This is a genomic window from Sphingomonas aurea (assembly GCF_030678875.1).
GTDB lineage: Bacteria > Pseudomonadota > Alphaproteobacteria > Sphingomonadales > Sphingomonadaceae > Sphingomonas > Sphingomonas aurea.
In genome coordinates this window covers 113,683-131,267 of record NZ_JAUUDS010000005.1, presented here as the reverse complement: position 1 = coordinate 131,267, position 17,585 = coordinate 113,683, and the positions used below count along the sequence as shown (strand labels likewise).

The window sequence follows — 17,585 nt, the reverse complement described above, 5'->3', positions numbered from 1 at the left end:
TCCGTCAGTCGCGGCTCCTCCGACAGCCTGATGGCCGCGCCGGCAGCGCCGCGGCGGCGTCCCCCTTGTATCTGTCCAGCTTGCGGGCGTCGGGATCCTTCGGGTTCTCGGCCCAGCTGAACCAGACCTCCCGGATCTCGATCCCGGCGAAAATCTCCCGCGCCTGCGTGAAGCCCGAGAGGTGGTCCCAGTGCTCGTGCGTCCCGACGACGACGTCGATGACGCCGCCGGTCGTGGTCTTTATGTCCTCCACGATCGTTCGGACGACGTCGGCTCCGCCTTTGGCTGCGCTATGGATGCCGCAGTCGAACAGCATCCAGAAGGCGCTGTCCGCCTCCTCGTCGTGCAGCTTGACGAGGATGCAGTCGCCGAGGCCGTGGCAGTAGCACCTGATATCCACCGCCCTACTCACCGTCGCGCTCCGCATGCAGTAGCGCGAACGGCTCGCGCGTCATGAACCCCTTGCTCCCGGCGGAGCCGAAGTAGGTGGCGCGTGGCGAGCGCTCCTCGTCGCCGCACCGGAACGCCCTTTCGCGGGCGAGCCGGCTCGGGCTCACGATCGGCTTGCGGATGGCGTAGCGGACGCTCGGCCCGCCCGGACCGAGCAGGTCCACTACGAGGGTCGCGCCGCCCCGGAACCAGAACCGCTCCGCGTCTTCATCGGCAGCCTCCTCGAACAGCTTCTCGGGTCGGCGTTGTCGCACGACGGCCACCAGCTGCGCCGCGAGCTCGCCGCCCGGTCTGACACGCAGCGAGATCCTGACGTTCTCGACCATGAAGGTCGTGGACATCGCCTTGCCCTTCGAGGCCAGCGAGGCGAAGTAGCTCAGCCGGTGCTGCAGTCCGAGCGGGTCGCAGTCGGTCTGCGACTGGAGTCCGCGCAGGATCGCGCTCCGGAGCGCACGGCTGCGGGTCTCGCCGTGCTCGAAGATCTCGCGCCGCGACAGGTTCGCGGCGAAGTCGATCCTCAGGTCCGAGACCGCCGACGCGAGCCACGCGGGACGGGGTTCGTCCGGCTCCTGCCACCGGAGCGTGTCGGCCGAGACCGTGCGGAGGCTGCGCGGCAGAAGCTGCAGCGCACGGAACGCCTCTAGGAACGCGACGCGGTAGCCGAGGTCGTCAGTGGGGAATTCCTCCATGTCGGCCGTGATTATGGCCCGCAGGTACTCGCCGAACGTGATGTCGACCGGCGGTGTGTAGTCCAGCGCCCTTATGCACATGGTCAGCACGTGGCGCGCTGCGCGCGTGGCCTCGTCGGTGAGGCGATCCACGAGGTCCGGATGGAGCGCGCCCTCCGGCAGGATGCCCGTGCCGCTGGTGGCGAGCCGGATCAGGTCGGAGGTGCGCCGATCGAAGATCGCGAGGAACGCGCGGTAGACCGCCGCGGTGAGGAGCGAGCCGCGGCGGTGGGTGTCGAGCGTGTCCTCGTAGGAGATGCCGGGATCGATGTCGGGATATCGGCGGAGCGGGCCCGAGCGGCCCGTGCCCTCCCCGAACTGGCGCGCCAGCCCTCCCAGCAGGCTCGCCGCGGACAGGGCGCCGCGATGGCGCGCGATCTGCCGCCGGACCAGGTCGCGGTAGGTGTACTGCTGAAACAGCGCGGAGATGTCCGAGAAGGCCTCGTGGAAGGCGCGCACGTCGCGGTTGGACGGCTCGGCGTACGATCGCGCCTGCCCGTCCAGGAGCGCGTGCGTGGTCTCGTGCGCGATGATGTCGGCCGAGAGGCAGCTGAAGACCATGGTTCCCGGCGGCGTGAGGTCGGACACCTTCGAGTTCGCCGGGAAGTAGCCGAACAGGAGCGCCTTGCGATCCGGACTGTAGTAGGCGTTCTCCTGCCGGAGCGCGTGCGGGTAGATCCGGAGCCTCGGGATGTACTCGTTCCCGTCGCCCGGCCTGCCGGACCAACGGGACGCCCAGAGCATCCTGCGGCCGAGCGCGAGCTCGAAGTTCTCGATGGTCCGCATGGCGACCGCGTAGACCATCTGCTGGTGGAACGAGGGATCCCCTTCGGAGGGGGTGGCGCCGTCCTGCTTGAGCAGGTTGACGTTCTCTAGGTCGACGGGCGGGTAGAGGCGGTTCGACGCCGGATCGACGTCGACCACCTCGACGTATTCGCCGACCGGACCGGGCTGGAGTTCCTCGTTGCGGACGCTGATCGTGGCGATCTGGTCCTCGTAGGAGTTGAGCGCGCCGCCGAGGCTGGGATCGAGCGCGTAGATGTTCAGCCGCCGGCGTTGGGGCGCCCGCACGGGGTTGGGCGGCCCAGCCGTGGCGGAGGGCGGAGCCGGGGGCGCGACGGGCGGGACCCGGGGCGCGCGCTTGCGCAGGGCGGAGGCGGCCGCGGACCGTAGTGCGCGGGAAGCCAGCGGCGAGGCCTCCGCCGCCTCCAGCATGCGGTGGCGACCCTGCTTCTTCTCACCGGTCGCGTCGGGATCGGGCACGGCCCGGCCGACCGCGGGATCGCGCTGGGCGAGCTGCATCAGCTCGAGGCCCAGGAGATCGCCGGCGGAGCGCAGGGCGGCGTCGGCGAAACCGGTGCCGCGGCCGGTGAGGAGCTTGACCCAGGCCCAGGAGGCGGTGGCTCGCGGCTCCTCGACCAGCTCTCCCAGGTCGTGCGGACTTATCGCCAGCATCGCGGCCGCGCGTATCGCGCCCCAGCCGAGCCTACCGTCCGGCGAGAGGTTCGATCCCAGGGAGGCCGACCGGAAGAGCGCCTGCCGGACCGCCTCGCCCCTTCGCCAGCCGTCCAGTCTTTCCAGCTCGTCCCAGTGCCTCGCGATCCAGAGCGCGGCGGCCGCGGCGATCTGCGGCGTGGCGGCGGACGTGCCCTGGCCATCCTCGTCGACGATCCCGGGACAGCCGATCTCCGGCCACGGGATGTTGGGCGTGAAGCCGGACACCGCGGAGCGCATCTTGGTCGTGGGCCCGAAGCAGCCCTCCATCACGTCGGCAGCGAGGCCGCTGTAGGGCTGCATGTTGGCCATGACGCCGCAGGCGGCGACCACGCGCCGCATCCGGGCCGGGTAGACGATCGAGCGCACCGGCAGTCCGGCGAAGTTGTTGCCCGCCGCCGAGACCATCACCAAGCCCGCCGCGTAAGCCTTGTTCACCGCGTCGGCCAGCATGGCGGAGGCCAGCCCGCCCATGCTCATCGAGAGCACGCGGGCGCCCCTCTGGACGGCGTAGTCGAAGCCCTGCGCCATGGTGCCCGTGCGGAAGCGCACCACTCCGTCGGCGATGCGTATGGGGAGATAGGAGACGTCGGGCGCACCGCCGATATCCGGTCCGGCCAGGATGCCCGCCGTTCCGGTGCCGTGTCCCCGGTTGCGGAAGGCACCTCCACCTCCGGTGACGTCCTCGGCGCTGTCGGGACGTCCTTCCCCCTTCACGAAGCTGCGTTCGCCAGGTGCGATGTTGGCGGGCCGGTAGTCGTGTGCCGGATCGTAGCCGGTGTCGAGATGGGCCACGAGGACCTTCGACTGGGAGGCCGCGGGAACGGAAGCGCGTGCGGAGGCGAGGCCGCTGAAGGCGTCGTCCAGGTGCCACCTGGGGTGCGGCCCGACCGGCCGTCCGCCCGTTGGATCCTGCGGCTCGGCGATGCAGCGGGCCCCCGCCGGTCCGGCCATCCATTGCTGCTCGAACTCGGGCTCCGCGGCGAGCACGTCGCCGGAGCCGGCCGCGAAGCCCATCCGCATGACGGCATGGGCCTGGTCCCAGGGATGCTCGGACGCGTCGAGCCTATACCAGGTCGCGCGCGGCGCCGGCGCCACGCCCGCGCCGACGGGGTCGGCCTCCACGCTCATGAGGGGCTCGGCCCCCATGGTCAGGCTGCCGATGCCCGGCGGGGCCCCGCCGTCGGGAGAGCGGCGGACCTTGAGGAGCAGCGCGACCGGCGTCGGCGCGGGGGGCTGCCATTCGCTGCTCACCGCCTGGACGGGCCCGACGACGGGAATGCGGACGGACAAGGCTGCACGTGCGCTCCCCTCAACGCGTGCGGGCGAAGGCCCCGTGACCACGATCGATCATCCGCAACGCTCTCATGGAGCGCGAGGATTGTCGAGTCCCCGGGGCTCGTCGGCGGTCGGGCGCGCGGACGGGCGACGGCGCCTCCGACATGCGGCGCGGTCCCCGTCCGCGCGGACCGGTCCATGCCTCAGACCTGTCGCATGCCGCCATCCACGCACAACTCCGCACCGGCGACGAAGCTCGCCTCGTCACTGAGGAGGAAGAGGGTGGCCTTCCAGATATACGCCTTATACCTGCTATCAAGAACGCACCGGGATTAGCCTAGCTATCGCAGCTGATACCCGGCCGCGGTCGACGTGCTCGCGGAAGGTGGGGAGGGGCGGCCATCATGCGAGATGGAGCGCCTCCACCGCCACCCGCGCTGCGCGTCGTGGTGCGTCCGCCAGACCCACGTCCACCTTGAGCCTGCCTTCGACCTCCAATGCTTCCGAGAATATCGGCAGGAAAGACGATTTGGCTTCGCTCAGATACGCCTTGAGCGGCACGCAGGCAGGTCCCGAGCGCGCCTGATGGATGGCCCGGAGGGTCTCGGAAACCGCGTTGACGCCCGTCGCATGGCCGACCTGGGCGCAGACCAGCCACTTCGCAGGTTCGGAGCTCGGATGCCCTTCGTCCCCGATCACCTTCCATTCCGACGTGGAATCCTCGAGCCAGCCGACGAGAGCGCGGCAACTGTCTTCGATGGTCTGCGGTTTCGCAGCGATCGGCTGCGCCAGCATCTGGGCAAGCAGCGTGTAGTCGGCCGCATGTTTGACGGAGCGCCTGGTGAACGTCTCGAGCAGAGGCGTGGCATCGCTCGTCAAGCTGCACGCGAGACGAATGGCCCCTCGTGACGAGGCTCCGGCTGGATCGTCACTCAGGTAATCGAGAGCGCTTGCCGAACTCGCCACCGCGTATCTCGCGGCGAGGTAGTCCTCCACGATACGATGCGTGAAGGAGTATCTCCCATCCTGTTCGTTCAGGAGTCCATGAACAAGCCATAGATCCAGCAGTTTGCCGGTCGGCACATTCCAGGACGAATGGCCGATCCACGATGCCAGTGCGTCCTCGTCAAAGCTGCTTTGCCGATGGCTAAGTAGTTTAAGAGCGACTTCACCTAGGATCGAGAGCAGGTTGTGGGACGTCGCCCAAGGCTCACGCACACGGCTGAAACCGTGTCGATTATCCCTCTCGAACAACATGTGCATGTATTCACGAATGACCGCGCCCTCGTGGAACGGGGTGACGGCGTTGCGCTCGAACAAGGACCAGGCGATCTGGAGGAACAAAGGACTTCTGACCGCAGATCTGAGTGAGTCCCTCTCGGACAGATGGCAAAGGAAGCGTTCGGCACCGACCGGGTCGCGCGAAGCCAAGGATGAATGGGTGACTTCCGCGACGAGATCGACATCGGACAAAGGCGCGATCGAGATCCTGTCGAAGAGCTCGAACCGATCTAGCTCCGCTACAGGACGCGAGGCGACGAGGATGGATGGTTCGCCCGCCCGATCGGCGTACCGCCCGAGGAGGCTGGCCGCTTGTGCACGATGCTCTCGAGGCAACTCGTCGAAACCGTCGATGATGAGGGGGAGATCGGGGTCACGAGCCCCCAGACCGGCGAGCCAATCCTCGAGCCCGTCGATCGGATGGTGACGTAGGCTGGTCCTTTTCGCCTTTCTCCATCGTGGGCGCTCTCTTTGCAGGAAGTCGAGCAGGCTCGACTTGCCCGAACCCGGCGCTCCGACGAGGAGTATGCGCCGAAGCTCGTCGAACTCGTTCATCAGGACGCGCCGCTCGCGCTCGCGCGGACCGCGTGTCCGGACGAGCCGAGGGGTCCGCCAGAGGGGAGGCAATCGTTCAGCGTCATCAGAGGACGTCCTCAGGTCGGCGGATGAGGCCTCGACCTTCGGATCGGCGAATGGAACACCCATGGCGCCGTCGCGCAGAACGGCGATCTGCTCGGCTAGCGGCAGGTGCCTCAGGGACTCGCCAACTTCTCCCAGCGAACGCACGGCGAGATAGTCACGCAGGCTGGGCGCAAAGCGTGTTCCGATGGGCGATATGCTCTCGGCCGGTTGATCCATTATTGCCTCAAGGGCCACGAGCGCCTCGCCGGCGGCGACGCCCCCGCGTGTTCTGAGCAGGTCGACGACCATGCGCAGAAGGTCTGCGCGGGGAACCGTGCGATCATTGGTCCACTGGGACAGAGCCGGGGTGCTTATTCCGAGATACTGGCTCCACTGGACGCGCGTATAGAAGGCGGTGTCATCGAGCAGTTGACGAACGACCCGGGCGAATACGCTCGACTTCTGCTCGGCCGATGCTTTCCTGGACATCACTGGACCTCAGCGTCGTTGAAGGAATAGGTTGGCATGTAGTGCATGGCGATCGGGTGATCCCAGGCGCGGCAGTCCGCCGTGTCGACCATGCCGGTGCGGCCGTGCCCTTCGGCCTTCCGGTGAAGGACGGCGGCGAGAAGTTGCTGGGCAGCGAGGGCGCTTACCGTTGCCCGGCCGGGACTGGCGAAGATGACCGGGCCTTCGGGTCGGATCCAGGGCTCGTAGGCGCTGACTCCGGTTTCTCGCTTCGGCATGACCTCGTAGCCTGCGGTGAACCGACCACCGGCCATGGAAGCCTGGAAGGCGGGCGGAATCAGCGTGGCGAACTCCTCCTGATCGGCTCTCGGGATCACGCGCACGGGCGGACCGGCGTGCCGATGCTTGGTGCGCGTACCCATGACCACCGCCGGAGCCAGGGCGTCGCCTCGCTCGTGCCGAACGGCGCTGAAGCCGCGGCCGAGGTCCACCAGGATCGGCGCCGGCATGTCGGCCGGCGCCTCGCCGACGACGAGCGGGGTCCGCTGGAGCTCGCCTTCGAGCGCGAGGCCGCACTGTTCCATCAGTCCGAAGGAGCCCGCACCAGCGGTGACGACCACCGTGGGACTGACGATCTCTCGTCCCTCGAAGGTGATCTTCACGTCGTCTGCACGGCGTTCCAACCGGGCGGGCTGCGCGACTTCGACGAAGATCGCTCCATGCCGGATCGCGTCGTTGCGGAAGTGCCGGAGAACCGCGGCTTCGTTGAACGGCGCATCGGGTATCCGATAGTAGGTCGAGCCGACCTCGTAATGCGCGCCCATCATCCGTTTGGCGTCGGCGGCTTCGATCTGGTGGAACTCGTAAGGGGAAAGTCGAAGAAGGTCTCGTTTGCGCGCCAGCTGTTCGACATGGAACGCTTCGCGAAGCCCTAGCAGGCCGCCTTCTTCGGGAACGGGAAGGCCACACATCTTCAGCAGATCACGCCCAGCCATGAAGGTCTGGGCCGCAAAAGTGCGATATGCGCTTTCATCTGCGAAATGGTTGATAGGGTACATTATGCCGGATTGAAGCCATCCCTGGTTGCGCAGCGTGTCGGCTTCGGGTGCGTCTGCATCGGATCGTCTCAGTATGAGCGGTTCGAGCCCCATGCCTGCTGCCAGCGCCGCCAAGGCGCTGCCCAGGATGCCACCACCCACGATGACGAAGCCGAAGTCCCTTGTCATGTACGCGCGCCTGCTGCCGTTGAGCAACTTAATTAAGTGGCTTAATGACGTTCCGCAAGGAGCGCTTTGGATGGAAGAGGCTTCTGCGTTCGTCGTTGAGCAAGCTGGGGTTGAACTCGAACGTCAAACCGGGATCGACGATGCCGCGGCAAGACAACGCGTTCGACGTCGAACGTTATGGGATCCGGGGGAGACGTTGGGGATCCTCCCGAGCGCTGTCGCATCATGAGACGCTGGAAGCGATGAGCGCCATCGTTCCTTCTCCATGAAACGGTGACGGGATGTCGATTGAGGACCTGATCGCCCCGGTATGCGCGATCGCGGCTCTGGCTAAAACGGCTTTGAGAGCGACAAGCGTATCGCGACGCGTTGTCTTGGCAACGTCGCGATGGTGGAGGGGACGCGGCATCGCGCATCAATCCAGATGACTGAGGCTGACTTCCGCGCGCGAAGATCAGCCATCGTTGCCATGGTTCTGCGGCATCGCCTGCTGGTCGGGAAAGGCAGCGCACAGGAACTCCACGAAGGCGGTCACCTTGGGACTGCGCAGCCGGTTGGAGGTGTGCAGCACCCACACTTCTACGACCCTTTCTATATCTCTGCCCCAGCATACCAGCGACCCTGCGCGCAGGTCGTCCTCCACCAGAGATCGAGGAAGCAAGGCGGCGCCGGTACCATGACGCACCGCCTGTAGCGCTAGGGGCAGCGAGGACACGCGCAGGACCGGCCTGGGAGCGTAGGCCATGGACGCACCGTCTCGATCCACTATCCATCGCGACAGACCGGCAGACGCGGGCAGCGTGACAGCGGGCACCGAGACGTTCGCATCCTCGTGCGCTTCGGCCCGCGGCCTCGGGACGGAAGGTGCGGCCACCAGCACCGTATCTTCCCTGAAGACGACGCGGCCGAACAGGCCGCTATCGGCCGCGGGATTGACCCGCACGACCAGATCGAACCCTTCCATCAGCGGGTCGATAACGCGATTGTCGCTCAGCACTTCAAGGTCGATTTCAGGGTAGCGTTCGAGGAAGGCGGACGCGATCCGACCCATGTGCAGGTCGCCGAACAGCGTGGGTACGTTGACGCGCAGCTTTCCGCGAGGACGAGACCATCCGCCGGAGAGGGTCTGTCCGGCCTCCTCGATCTCGGCGATCAGAAAACGGGTCCGCTGATGAAGGGCTTCGCCCTCCGGCGTGAGCCTGAACAGCTTCGGGCCGCGATCGACTAGCCGGGTACCAAGATCCTCTTCCAGTTCGCGCAGGCGGCGCGAAAGCGTCGTCTTTGGCACGCCGATCGCACGACTGGCCGACCCTATGCCGCCGTATTCGGCGACCTGCTGGAACGCTCGCAGCGCACCAAGATCCATCGATGTGCCGCCTATGAAACACTTGGGTTCAAATCGTGGTCTAGCACCGAAAAGGTGGCACGGGCACCTTCACGCCTTGGAGGACGCATGACGATATTGGTGATCGGAGGAACCGGGCAGATCGGATCCTTGGTGGTGAAGGAACTGGTAGCGCGGGACGCCGACGTGGTTGCGCTCGGCACCCGGCTGCCGGAAGCAGGCGTTCCTGACGGAGCGACGCTCGTGACCGGCGATGTTCTGGACGTCGACTTCATGCGGGACCTGCTCCGAAGCGTCAGCAGCGGCTTCGTCCTGAACCCAGCCGTGCCGGATGAGATGACCCGTGCGCTGCTGCTCCTCGGCCTCATCGAAGGAGGCCGGGATCAAGGGGGTCGTCTACCTGTCGATGATGGGCGCGGATCAGTTCGCCGACGCCTCGCGCGCCGCCGCGAAGCTCGCGGCCGAGCAGACGATCGCCCGGCGGAAGCTGCCCGCAACGATCCTGCGGCCGAATGCCTGTTTCCAGAACGACCTTACGGCGAAAGCGGCCATTCTCGATCACCATCTCTATCCTACCCCGCTTGGAAGGATCGGAGTCACTTCGGTCGACGCACGCGACGTGGCGGCGATCGCCGCCGTCGAGCTGCTGCGCCGCGACCAAGCGAGCCACCCGCTGCCGGCGGAGACGATCGAGGTCGTCGGTCCGGACACGTTCACCGGCAACGCTATGTCGAAGCTGTGGTCGGAGGTGATCGGCACGCGCGTCAGCTATGTCGGCGACGATCTTGACGAGGTGGAACGCAGAATGCGCTTAGCGCTGCCGACTGCCACCGCGTATGATCTGAAACTGGTATTCAGGGGCATGGTCCGGAACGGCGTGCTCGGCGCGCCCGACGCAGCCGACCAGCTTGCCCGGAGATTGGGCCGCCCGCTCCGGACCTATTGCGCATTCGCGGAGGCCATGACCGCCAACGGGTAAAGCGGCCAGTGGCGCCCTTGCTGACGTTGCTCTGCGCGACTGCATTCTACAGTTCGGCTCCTTCTGCTAGGAGAGTTGGCGCTGTACGAACGATAAGACTGTGACGTTGGTGAGCGTGCAGGTGAGGGCGTCACTTAATCGGCCCTGGACGTCCTCGCGTCGACCCTTCCTGGTCTGGCCATATCGCGGAGGGGCGCGCATGATGGCCGCGGACGAACTACAATCTGGCCGGCTGACCTTGCTGCTCCAGCCTTATCGGCTGGATGCAGCTGAGGACTACGCCCTAGCCCGGCGGACCGAGGAGACCCTTCGCTAAGGTGAGGGTCTCCTCGATCCCTCGCGACCCACCTTCCGAGCGACGGCTGATCTGCACCGCAGACCCGATTAGCCTCGATTCCGGCCATTCACGCGTGCTATCCCGCTAATGGGAAGGCGACGCTCCTGCCCCCGGCGCTGATTGATTTTCCCTCATGCTGCTCCGGCCTGCCGCTGCTCGGCATCCCGCGAGATGACGATCGTGATGTCGCCGACCGTGGCGACGAACGCCTCCAGCAACTGGCAGCCCTGCTCGACGGGGTTGGCGTGACGATGGTCGACCCTGGCGCGATCGAGTCCGCTCTCCAGCTGGCTCGAGCCCAGGTGCGCATCGGCGTTGCGGAGGTCGTTGATTCCGAACAGGGGCGCCATCATCGTGCGGGCGTCGACTTGGCCGAGCGTACGCTCGAGCAGCCGTTCCAAGGCCTTGAGCGTCCCCAGCTTCTCCTTGCCGATCGACGCGGCGCCTCGCAGCGCGTCCAGGTCGAGGCGCTCCATGAGCAGCCTGTTGAGTTCCTTCGCGAGAGCGAGCAGGCCATCGTGCTCGACCGCCCGGAACCGGTGCGTGCGCTTGAGGATGCCGGCGACCGACCCGTGCTCGCGTAGCAGGGGAACGCCGAAGCGGGTTTGGAAAGCCTCGTTCAGCCCATTGAGCGCGCTCTCCAGCCGCGTCTCCGGCGCGACGGTGTCCGCGGGCCTGCAGTTCATCTGCGTGTCCCACAGCTCTCCCGCCACGCCACCGTCGAGGGGGGTGCTGTGGGCTGCCCAGACCCGCTGCTCCCAGCCATCCAGCTTGGCGATGTCCTTGGCGAAGATCGTGACGAGGCCGAGCGTGTTGACGCCGAAGTGCATGCCGGTGTCCGCGCCCGCGAGCCCGCCGGTCTCGCGACTGTACCAGCCGAGTGAGCCGCCACGGTATCTCAGCAGCGCCGGGACTAGGGAAGGCTGGAAGGCGAGGTAGGTCATCGCGCCCACGCACTGCTCGGCCGTCTTGCGCTCGCCGCTCGGCCCGGCCGCGAAGGTCGCCTCGCCCGGCTCGCTGTCCCCCCGGACGCGGGTGCTTCGCGTGCCCGGTTGCCACCACTCGGTGCGCCACAGGGCGCCGAGGGCTCTGAATCTGTACCGCGGCTCTGGAGGGAACTCGGCTTCGGTCACGTAGGCCTCACGGCTGTCCCGGCCGGCCTCGACCTGCCGGTGCTCGTCCGCCCATTCGTAGGGCGGCTTGGCCTCGAAATAGGCGGCGCGCTCGTGGTAGCCCGACACGAACAGCGCCATGCCGCGGGCGGCGAGATAGTCCGATAGCATCTCCGCGCGGATTTCGAGCAGCACCGGGCGCCCCTCCTCTCCGCGCTTCAGCCTTGCCGCCTCGATCCAGCCTTCCTCGGGCCGGAACCACGCGTCTCCTTCCCTTACCAGCCGAAGGGTGAAGACCAGGTCCTGGTGCAGGTGCCAGGTCTCGGGCGCGAAGCCGCCGCCGCTGCCGGCCTGCGCGAGCACGAGGCGAGTTCCGACGACCTTGCGCTCCTCGCTCCAGTCGCAGTGCGCGTCCACGGGTCGATAGTGACCGCCGTCGAGGCTGGGGCGGTGGGCCGAAGGGTCGACGTCATCCCAGGTGAAGGCGTCGACCGTAGCGCGGTCGGACGCGAGCACCGCCAGAGTGGCGATGCCGGTGTAGGCTCTGATCCCACCGACGCTGTCGGAAGGACTTTCGTGCCTGATCTCCTCGTCGTGGCGCAGCGCTATCCAGCTGCGCCCCTCGACGGCGCGGACGTCGGAAAGCTCGAAGAACTTCGGAGAGAGGGACGTGGTCATGCGCCCGGCAATCCGGCGCGGCGCTCTTCGTCGAACTGCTCTACGATCGCGCGCAGATCCTCCACCCGCACCATTAGCGTCGCGAGCTTGCGCGTGCGGGGCGGTACGCCGAGTCCGGCTTCATCGTCATGAATGTCCGTCAGGACGTCAACCCAGACCGAATCGCCTTCGCCGAACGACGGGTCGAAAGGGTCGCCGAACTTCAACCAACGGCCCGACACGTCGCACGCGACCGCGCGCCGTCCACGCCGCGCACGCTCGCGCTGGGCGAAGCTGATCCGGCCATCGAGCGGTTTGTCACGGGGCATGGTTCTGGACCCTGATGCTAAGCGGTGTCGTAGCGACGATCAGTCGCACAACGTCGATGCCACAAGTGGGCCGTCCAGTCAGGCTCGCGCTGCTCGACTTCCGATGTAGCGGTCGTGCCGATTGCCACGTTCCGTGATTTCGCGAGGCTGCACGGCGGGGGAACTTCGAGCGGCGTGGCGCTGGTGGGCGGCACCCTGTATCATCCTTGCATGTACAGCCTAGTCGTAAGATCGGGAGCGTGGGGCGACCGACGAGATGTCCTCGGGGCGGACCGCGTGTTCGAGAGCACCGAACGCCGGTTGCTCAGGCAGTTCAAGCCTGACGACGAGCCTGACTTCGACCGGCTGCGCGCTTTCCCCTGTCTGTTCATGGTGGAGGGCACCGGGGACCAGCTGGCTCGTGTCGGCGAGCTCGTCGTCGCACGCATCCGTGGCGGTCAGGCGACGCTCGAGTATCGTCTCGACGACCGCATCCGCCCAATCCGCAACAGGGACATCCTTGCGGTGCGCGAGGAGTTCGGGATCGACGACGCCTTCGAGTTCTCGCGCAATCACTGGGCGATCAAGGACGTGGACCTGTTCCAGGCCATGCTCCGGCTAGGTGCGCGGGCGCGGCAGCGGCCGCAGGTGTTCACGCTGGACGAGGTCGAAACGATCGATCCCGACCTCGTGTCGGTGATGATGCCCTTCGACGCCGGCTTCGATTCGACCTACCGCGGCGATCCGCCGGGCGGCGGAGGCGGCGGGGTACCGTTGTCGGCGTGTCGACGAGATCTGGGAACGTGCCGAGGTGATCGCGGACGTGGTGTCGTTGATCGACCGATCCAGCGTCGTGATCTGCGATTGCACCGGTCGGAACGCGAACGTCTTCTATGAAATGGGGATCGCGCACACTCTCGGCCGCGAAGTCATCCCGATCACACAATCGGAAGCCGACATCCCATTCGACATCCGGCACATCCGGCACGTCCGCTATCTGCCGAACCGCGAAGGACGGCACGGGCTGTCGGACGAACTGCAGCAGCGGCTCGAGTTCCTCCGCGCACGGTGAGCAGACGGCGTTCCAGCATACGCGCCCGGAAGTCGCTGACGGGTTTGCCTCGTAACGGCACGCGCGACCTGGATCAGGAGCGGAGGGTGGGCGATCGTCCCTTCGGATCACGCCGCTGAGTCAATGCGGACCACTCTTCTGCCGAACCTGCACCGACATGCCGCCGCCGCGTCGCACCTCGAACCCGCCTGCTTTCTCGATCAGCGTCGTCAGCTTGGCGCAACCGTATGTGCGCGGATCGAATTCCGGATCCATCGCCAGAAGCCGTGACCCGAGGCCGCCGAGATGAACCCAGCCCTCCTCATCCTCGAGCTGCGCGATCGCACGTAGGACCATGGCCGTCGCGTCCGCTGGCGTGAGCGAGGCAGGATGAGGCGCTGCAGCGGCACCGACCGTGGTCTTCTGGCTCGGGGCTGGTGCGATCGGCTCGGATCGAGGTAGCAGGTTCTCCGTCAGGACGAAGCGCTTGCAGGCCTGTCTGAAGCTCTTCGGGGTCTTCGCTTCACCGAAACCGAACACGTCGAGGCCCTGCTCGCGGAGACGCGCAGCGAGACGTGTGAAGTCGCTGTCGGACGAAACCAGGCAGAAGCCCGCGAAACGACCGCTGTGGAGCAGGTCCATCGCATCGATGACTAACGCGATGTCGGAGCCATTCTTGCCCACGGTCAGTGCGAAGTTCTGCTGTGGGATGATCGCGTGGTCCGCGAGGATTTGTGCCCAACCCTTCAGCCGCTCCTCCGAGAAATCGCCGTAGATGCGCCGCACGCTGGCTTCGCCGAAGGTGGCGATCTCTTCGAATAGGCGCTGCGCGATCCGGGGCGAGATGTTCTCGGCATCGATGAGGACGGCGAGGCGGGGAAGGGGGTCGGCGCGTGTCACCGCGCATACGTATCGCCCAAGTTCTTGATTTGGCTCTAATGCGCTCTGAAGCGAGCAGCGTGATCCTGGGCGTGGCACACGTTGGTTGAGAGTCACCACAGGACGCGCGTTCGCTGTAAGGTTCGACATGCCCGAAATTCGCCTAGCCGCCGCGGCGGCAAGGACGGAGAAGCCGTCAATGCCCGCGCGCTCTCAGCTCTCCAGCTTCGTTTGCCGCCCGTGATCGTGTGCAAGGTTGCCGATCAGTGACAGCAGAACACGGCACAGCGAGCTGTCTGGAAGCGGACGTTCGTTGCAGCCGCATCATGATCCGCGGTGCAGTCCAGCGAGTGTCGTTCGCAGCGCTTCGTCGAGCGGCGTTGCAGGAATCTCGCCGAGCACGCGCCGCAGCTTGTCATCGACCACCCTTCTGGCGCAACGCCACCTTGCCTTGCTTCTGTGCGTGGCGACGCTGCTGCTGAAGCTGTTGGTGCCCACCGGCTACATGATCGACAGCGATCATGGCCGCCTCACCATCACCATCTGCTCGGGCGTCGAACCGCGCACCATGTCGATGGAGATGCAAGACGACATGCCCGATCACGGCAAGACCAAGGATCATGGCAAGGCCGAGATGCCGTGCGCCTTCTCCGGCCTGTCGGCTGCGGTCCTGGGCGCGATCGACCCGATGCTTCTCGCCGGGCTCATCGCCTTCGTCATGGCCATGGGCGCCGTCGGCTTCACGCTGCCGCCGCCATCCTCGCCGCCATATCTGCGCCCGCCGCTGAGAGGGCCGCCCGCTTACCTTTGATCCCGAGTTCGTCGCCGTCCCGCACGGCGCGCCGATAAGCGCCCCCGCGAGCATCGCGGCGGGCCGATCAAGGGTATTCCATGTACAGAACCTGCCTTCTGGCGAGCGCCGCGGCGCCTTGCCTCCTACTGGCCATTCCGGCCGGCGCACAGACGCGCGAGCCCAGTTTATCGAACGGCGGCGCCAGTGACATCGTGGTGACCGCCACGCCCACCGTGGCGCAGGCCACCGCCGAGATCGAGCGCACCCCCGGCGGCGTCGAGGTCGTCCCGGACACGACCTTCAAGAACACGCCGGTCCAGACCATCAAGGACGTGCTGCAATATGTGCCGGGAGTGATCGTTCAGCCCCGGATGGGCGATGACGTGCGCCTGTCGATTCGCGGCTCGGGCCTGTCGCGCGCTTATGGCGTGCGTGGGCTCACGCTCTCCATCGACGGCATTCCGATGAACACCTCAGACGGGCTGCTCGACTTCTTCGAGGTTGATCCTAGCGCCTACCGCTATGTCGAGGTGTTCAAGGGCGCGAACGCGCTGCGCTTTGGCTCGAACGCCCTTGGCGGCGCGATCAACCTCGTCACGCCGGTCGGCCGCGACGCTTCGCCGCTCGACGCGCGCGTCGACGTCGGCAGCTTCGGCTATGTGAAGGGGCAGGCGAGCACCGGCGGAGTCTCCGGCGATTTCGACTATTTCGCCACCGTCTCGGCCCAGACGAATGACGGCTACCGCGATCACAGCGAAGGGCACCAGTTCCGCGGCAACCTCAATCTCGGCTACCGCATCTCGCCAGACGTCGAGACCCGCTTCTACCTCTACGCGACCAGCACGAAGCAGCGCATTCCGGGCGAGGTCAGCAAGGACCAGGCGCTCAATGACCCGCGCTCGGCCAATCCCGAATGGGTGCGGCAGGACCAGCAGCGCAACGTCCGCTCGATCCGCGTCGCCAACAAGACCACCGCGCGCCTGGGCGACACCATCGTCGAGGCAGGCGTTTTCTACAACAATCGGCATGTCCGGCACCCGATCTTTCAGTGGCTCGACTTCACCGTCGACGATTATGGCGCGTTCGTGCGCGCAGTGGACGATCGTTCGCTCGGCTTGATCCGTAACCGGCTGATCGTCGGCGCGAACCTCCAGAACGGCACCATCGATACCGAGCAGTTCGTCAATCTTACGGGCGCGGTGAAGGGCGCGCTCGCGGCCTCGCTGGTCGACACGTCGCGCAACTTCTCGATCTATGCCGAGGATTCGCTGTTCGTCGCGCCGAACCTCGCGCTGATCGGCGGGCTTCAGTATCTCCACGCGCGACGGGACCGCCGCGATCGCTTCCTGTCGAACGGCGACCAGTCCGGCGCCAAGACCTACAACCTGTGGAGCCCGCGCGCCGGCATCCTGTGGGACGTTTCCGCGGACGCACAGGTGTTCGGCAACGTGTCGCGCAGCGCCGAGGTGCCGACCTACGACGCCAACTCCTTCGCCACTCCGGCGAGCGCGAACTTGCGGGCGCAGCGCGCGACCACAGAGGACGAGCGGACCCGAAGCAGCGCGCTTGTGACGGGTGCCCCCTATATCCGCTTCTATGCCGGCGCAGTGCTGCGTTCGCCGGAGGGCGAGGCGCTCGGCACACTGTGCGTTATCGGTCACCAGCCAAGGCCGCAGGGCCTCAGCGAGCGGCAGCGTACCGGCCTGCTCGCGTTGGCGCGGCAGGTCATGGCGCAACTGGAGCTGCGCAGGACGGCGAATGCCGAGCGCCGGCTGCGCATTGAACTGGCCGGCGGCCGTTCCCGGTTCGAAGCGATCTTCAACAGCGCCATCGATTACGCCATCGTGGTGATGGACGAAGACGGCCGCATTACCGACTGGAATGAGGGCGCGACACGCATTCTCGGCTGGACGCCCGACGAGATCCGCGGCCACGACCTCGGCGCCTTCTTCACGCCTGAGGACCGCACGGCGGGCGTGCCGCAGCGCGAGATGAATGACGCGCTCGCGCTGGGACGGGGCATCGACGAGCGTTGGCATCTTCGCCGCAGCGGCGAACGCTTCTGGGCCAATGGCGAGATGATGACCCAGCGCGACGAGGGTGGAGAGGCGATCGGCTTCGTCAAGGTGCTGCGCGACCGAACGGAGGCGCGACTGATCCAGGAGCAGCTGGCGCTCAAGGACGAGCGGCTGCAAATGGCCCTGTCCGCATCCGGGTCGGTCGGGCTGTGGGACTGGATGGTCGACAGCGACCTGCTCCACGGTGATGACAATTTTGCGCGGCTGTATGGGCTGGATCCTGCCGCCACAGCCGAAGGCCTGACCGAGGAACAGTATCAGGAGCATGTCGTCGCCGAGGACCTCGACGCGCTGCGTCGGCGTATCCGCGCGGTGTTCGAGCGCGGCGAGGACTTCTTGGTCGAGTCACGCCTGGTGAGCACGCGTGATGCGAGGGTCTCGGAAGGAGGCAGCGAGAGCTCTGATCGGGAAGAAGAATTTTCCACTCGCATCGCCGGGGGCACTCACGGGGGCACTAGGGTCCAATCTCTCAAGTCTCACACGAGGTGAAAGACGCTCTA

The 17,585-nt window shown here is 66.6% G+C and carries 14 protein-coding genes and 1 pseudogene; 7 read left to right on the top strand and 8 right to left on the bottom strand.

Annotation, left to right across the window (positions count from 1 at the left end):
* Positions 1–4: 4 nt before the first annotated feature.
* The 4 genes from Q5H91_RS11140 to Q5H91_RS11120 all read right to left on the bottom strand — a co-directional run bounded on the left by Q5H91_RS11140 (position 5) and on the right by Q5H91_RS11120 (position 7,546).
* Positions 5–412 (bottom strand): MBL fold metallo-hydrolase, encoded by a 408-nt coding sequence (locus Q5H91_RS11140; protein WP_305173479.1) that lies wholly within the window; start codon positions 410–412, stop codon positions 5–7.
* A complete protein-coding gene (locus tag Q5H91_RS11135) occupies positions 405–3,965 on the bottom strand; it encodes a S8 family serine peptidase (protein ID WP_305173478.1) in 3,561 nt (1,186 codons plus the stop codon). The genes Q5H91_RS11140 and Q5H91_RS11135 overlap by 8 nt, the downstream gene beginning before the upstream one ends.
* A 387-nt stretch (positions 3,966–4,352) precedes the next feature.
* Complete coding sequence (locus Q5H91_RS11125) at positions 4,353–6,341, bottom strand: NACHT domain-containing protein (protein WP_305173477.1); 1,989 nt, start codon at positions 6,339–6,341, stop codon at positions 4,353–4,355.
* Positions 6,341–7,546 (bottom strand): FAD-dependent oxidoreductase, encoded by a 1,206-nt coding sequence (locus Q5H91_RS11120; RefSeq protein WP_305173476.1) that lies wholly within the window; start codon positions 7,544–7,546, stop codon positions 6,341–6,343. Before Q5H91_RS11120 ends, Q5H91_RS11125 begins: the two co-directional genes overlap by 1 nt.
* A 44-nt stretch (positions 7,547–7,590) precedes the next feature.
* Here Q5H91_RS11120 and Q5H91_RS11115 point away from each other — a divergent pair, with 44 nt between their 5' ends.
* Positions 7,591–7,815 (top strand): hypothetical protein, encoded by a 225-nt coding sequence (locus tag Q5H91_RS11115; protein ID WP_305173475.1) that lies wholly within the window; start codon positions 7,591–7,593, stop codon positions 7,813–7,815.
* A gap of 185 nt (positions 7,816–8,000) precedes the next feature.
* Here Q5H91_RS11115 and Q5H91_RS11110 read toward each other — a convergent pair whose 3' ends face one another.
* Positions 8,001–8,912, bottom strand: a complete 912-nt coding sequence (locus Q5H91_RS11110) for a LysR family transcriptional regulator (protein WP_305173474.1) — start codon at positions 8,910–8,912, stop codon at positions 8,001–8,003.
* Positions 8,913–8,999: 87 nt separating this feature from the next.
* On the opposite strand from Q5H91_RS11110, the pseudogene Q5H91_RS16555 reads away from it, so the two are divergent.
* Positions 9,000–9,155 (top strand): annotated as a pseudogene (locus Q5H91_RS16555) (NAD-dependent epimerase/dehydratase family protein); the annotation flags it as partial.
* Between the two features lie 142 nt (positions 9,156–9,297).
* Positions 9,298–9,870 (top strand): Rossmann-fold NAD(P)-binding domain-containing protein, encoded by a 573-nt coding sequence (locus tag Q5H91_RS11100; protein ID WP_305173472.1) that lies wholly within the window; start codon positions 9,298–9,300, stop codon positions 9,868–9,870.
* Between the two features lie 468 nt (positions 9,871–10,338).
* On the opposite strand, the gene Q5H91_RS11095 is transcribed toward Q5H91_RS11100, so the two are convergent.
* Positions 10,339–11,997: a hypothetical protein gene (locus tag Q5H91_RS11095; RefSeq protein ID WP_305173471.1), complete on the bottom strand. Its 1,659-nt coding sequence runs from the start codon at positions 11,995–11,997 to the stop codon at positions 10,339–10,341.
* Positions 11,994–12,305 carry a hypothetical protein gene (locus tag Q5H91_RS11090; RefSeq protein ID WP_305173470.1) on the bottom strand — a complete coding sequence of 104 codons (312 nt, stop codon included), beginning with the start codon at positions 12,303–12,305 and terminating at the stop codon, positions 11,994–11,996. Before Q5H91_RS11090 ends, Q5H91_RS11095 begins: the two co-directional genes overlap by 4 nt.
* Positions 12,306–12,581: 276 nt before the next feature.
* Between Q5H91_RS11090 and Q5H91_RS11085 the strand changes: the two genes are divergently transcribed.
* Together Q5H91_RS11085 and Q5H91_RS11080 are read left to right on the top strand one after the other, a co-directional pair.
* A complete protein-coding gene (locus Q5H91_RS11085) occupies positions 12,582–13,181 on the top strand; it encodes a hypothetical protein (protein WP_305173469.1) in 600 nt (199 codons plus the stop codon).
* Between the two features lies 1 nt (position 13,182).
* Complete coding sequence (locus tag Q5H91_RS11080; RefSeq protein ID WP_305173468.1) at positions 13,183–13,356, top strand: hypothetical protein; 174 nt, start codon at positions 13,183–13,185, stop codon at positions 13,354–13,356.
* Positions 13,357–13,476: 120 nt separating this feature from the next.
* Here Q5H91_RS11080 and Q5H91_RS11075 read toward each other — a convergent pair whose 3' ends face one another.
* Positions 13,477–14,235: an NYN domain-containing protein gene (locus tag Q5H91_RS11075; protein WP_305173467.1), complete on the bottom strand. Its 759-nt coding sequence runs from the start codon at positions 14,233–14,235 to the stop codon at positions 13,477–13,479.
* 442 nt (positions 14,236–14,677) lie between these two features.
* On the opposite strand from Q5H91_RS11075, the gene Q5H91_RS11070 reads away from it, so the two are divergent.
* Entirely contained in the window at positions 14,678–15,025 is a 348-nt protein-coding gene (locus Q5H91_RS11070) for a DUF2946 family protein (protein WP_305173466.1), read from the top strand.
* A gap of 197 nt (positions 15,026–15,222) precedes the next feature.
* Complete coding sequence (locus tag Q5H91_RS11065; protein ID WP_305173465.1) at positions 15,223–17,574, top strand: TonB-dependent receptor domain-containing protein; 2,352 nt, start codon at positions 15,223–15,225, stop codon at positions 17,572–17,574.
* The last annotated feature ends 11 nt before the right edge of the window (positions 17,575–17,585 follow it).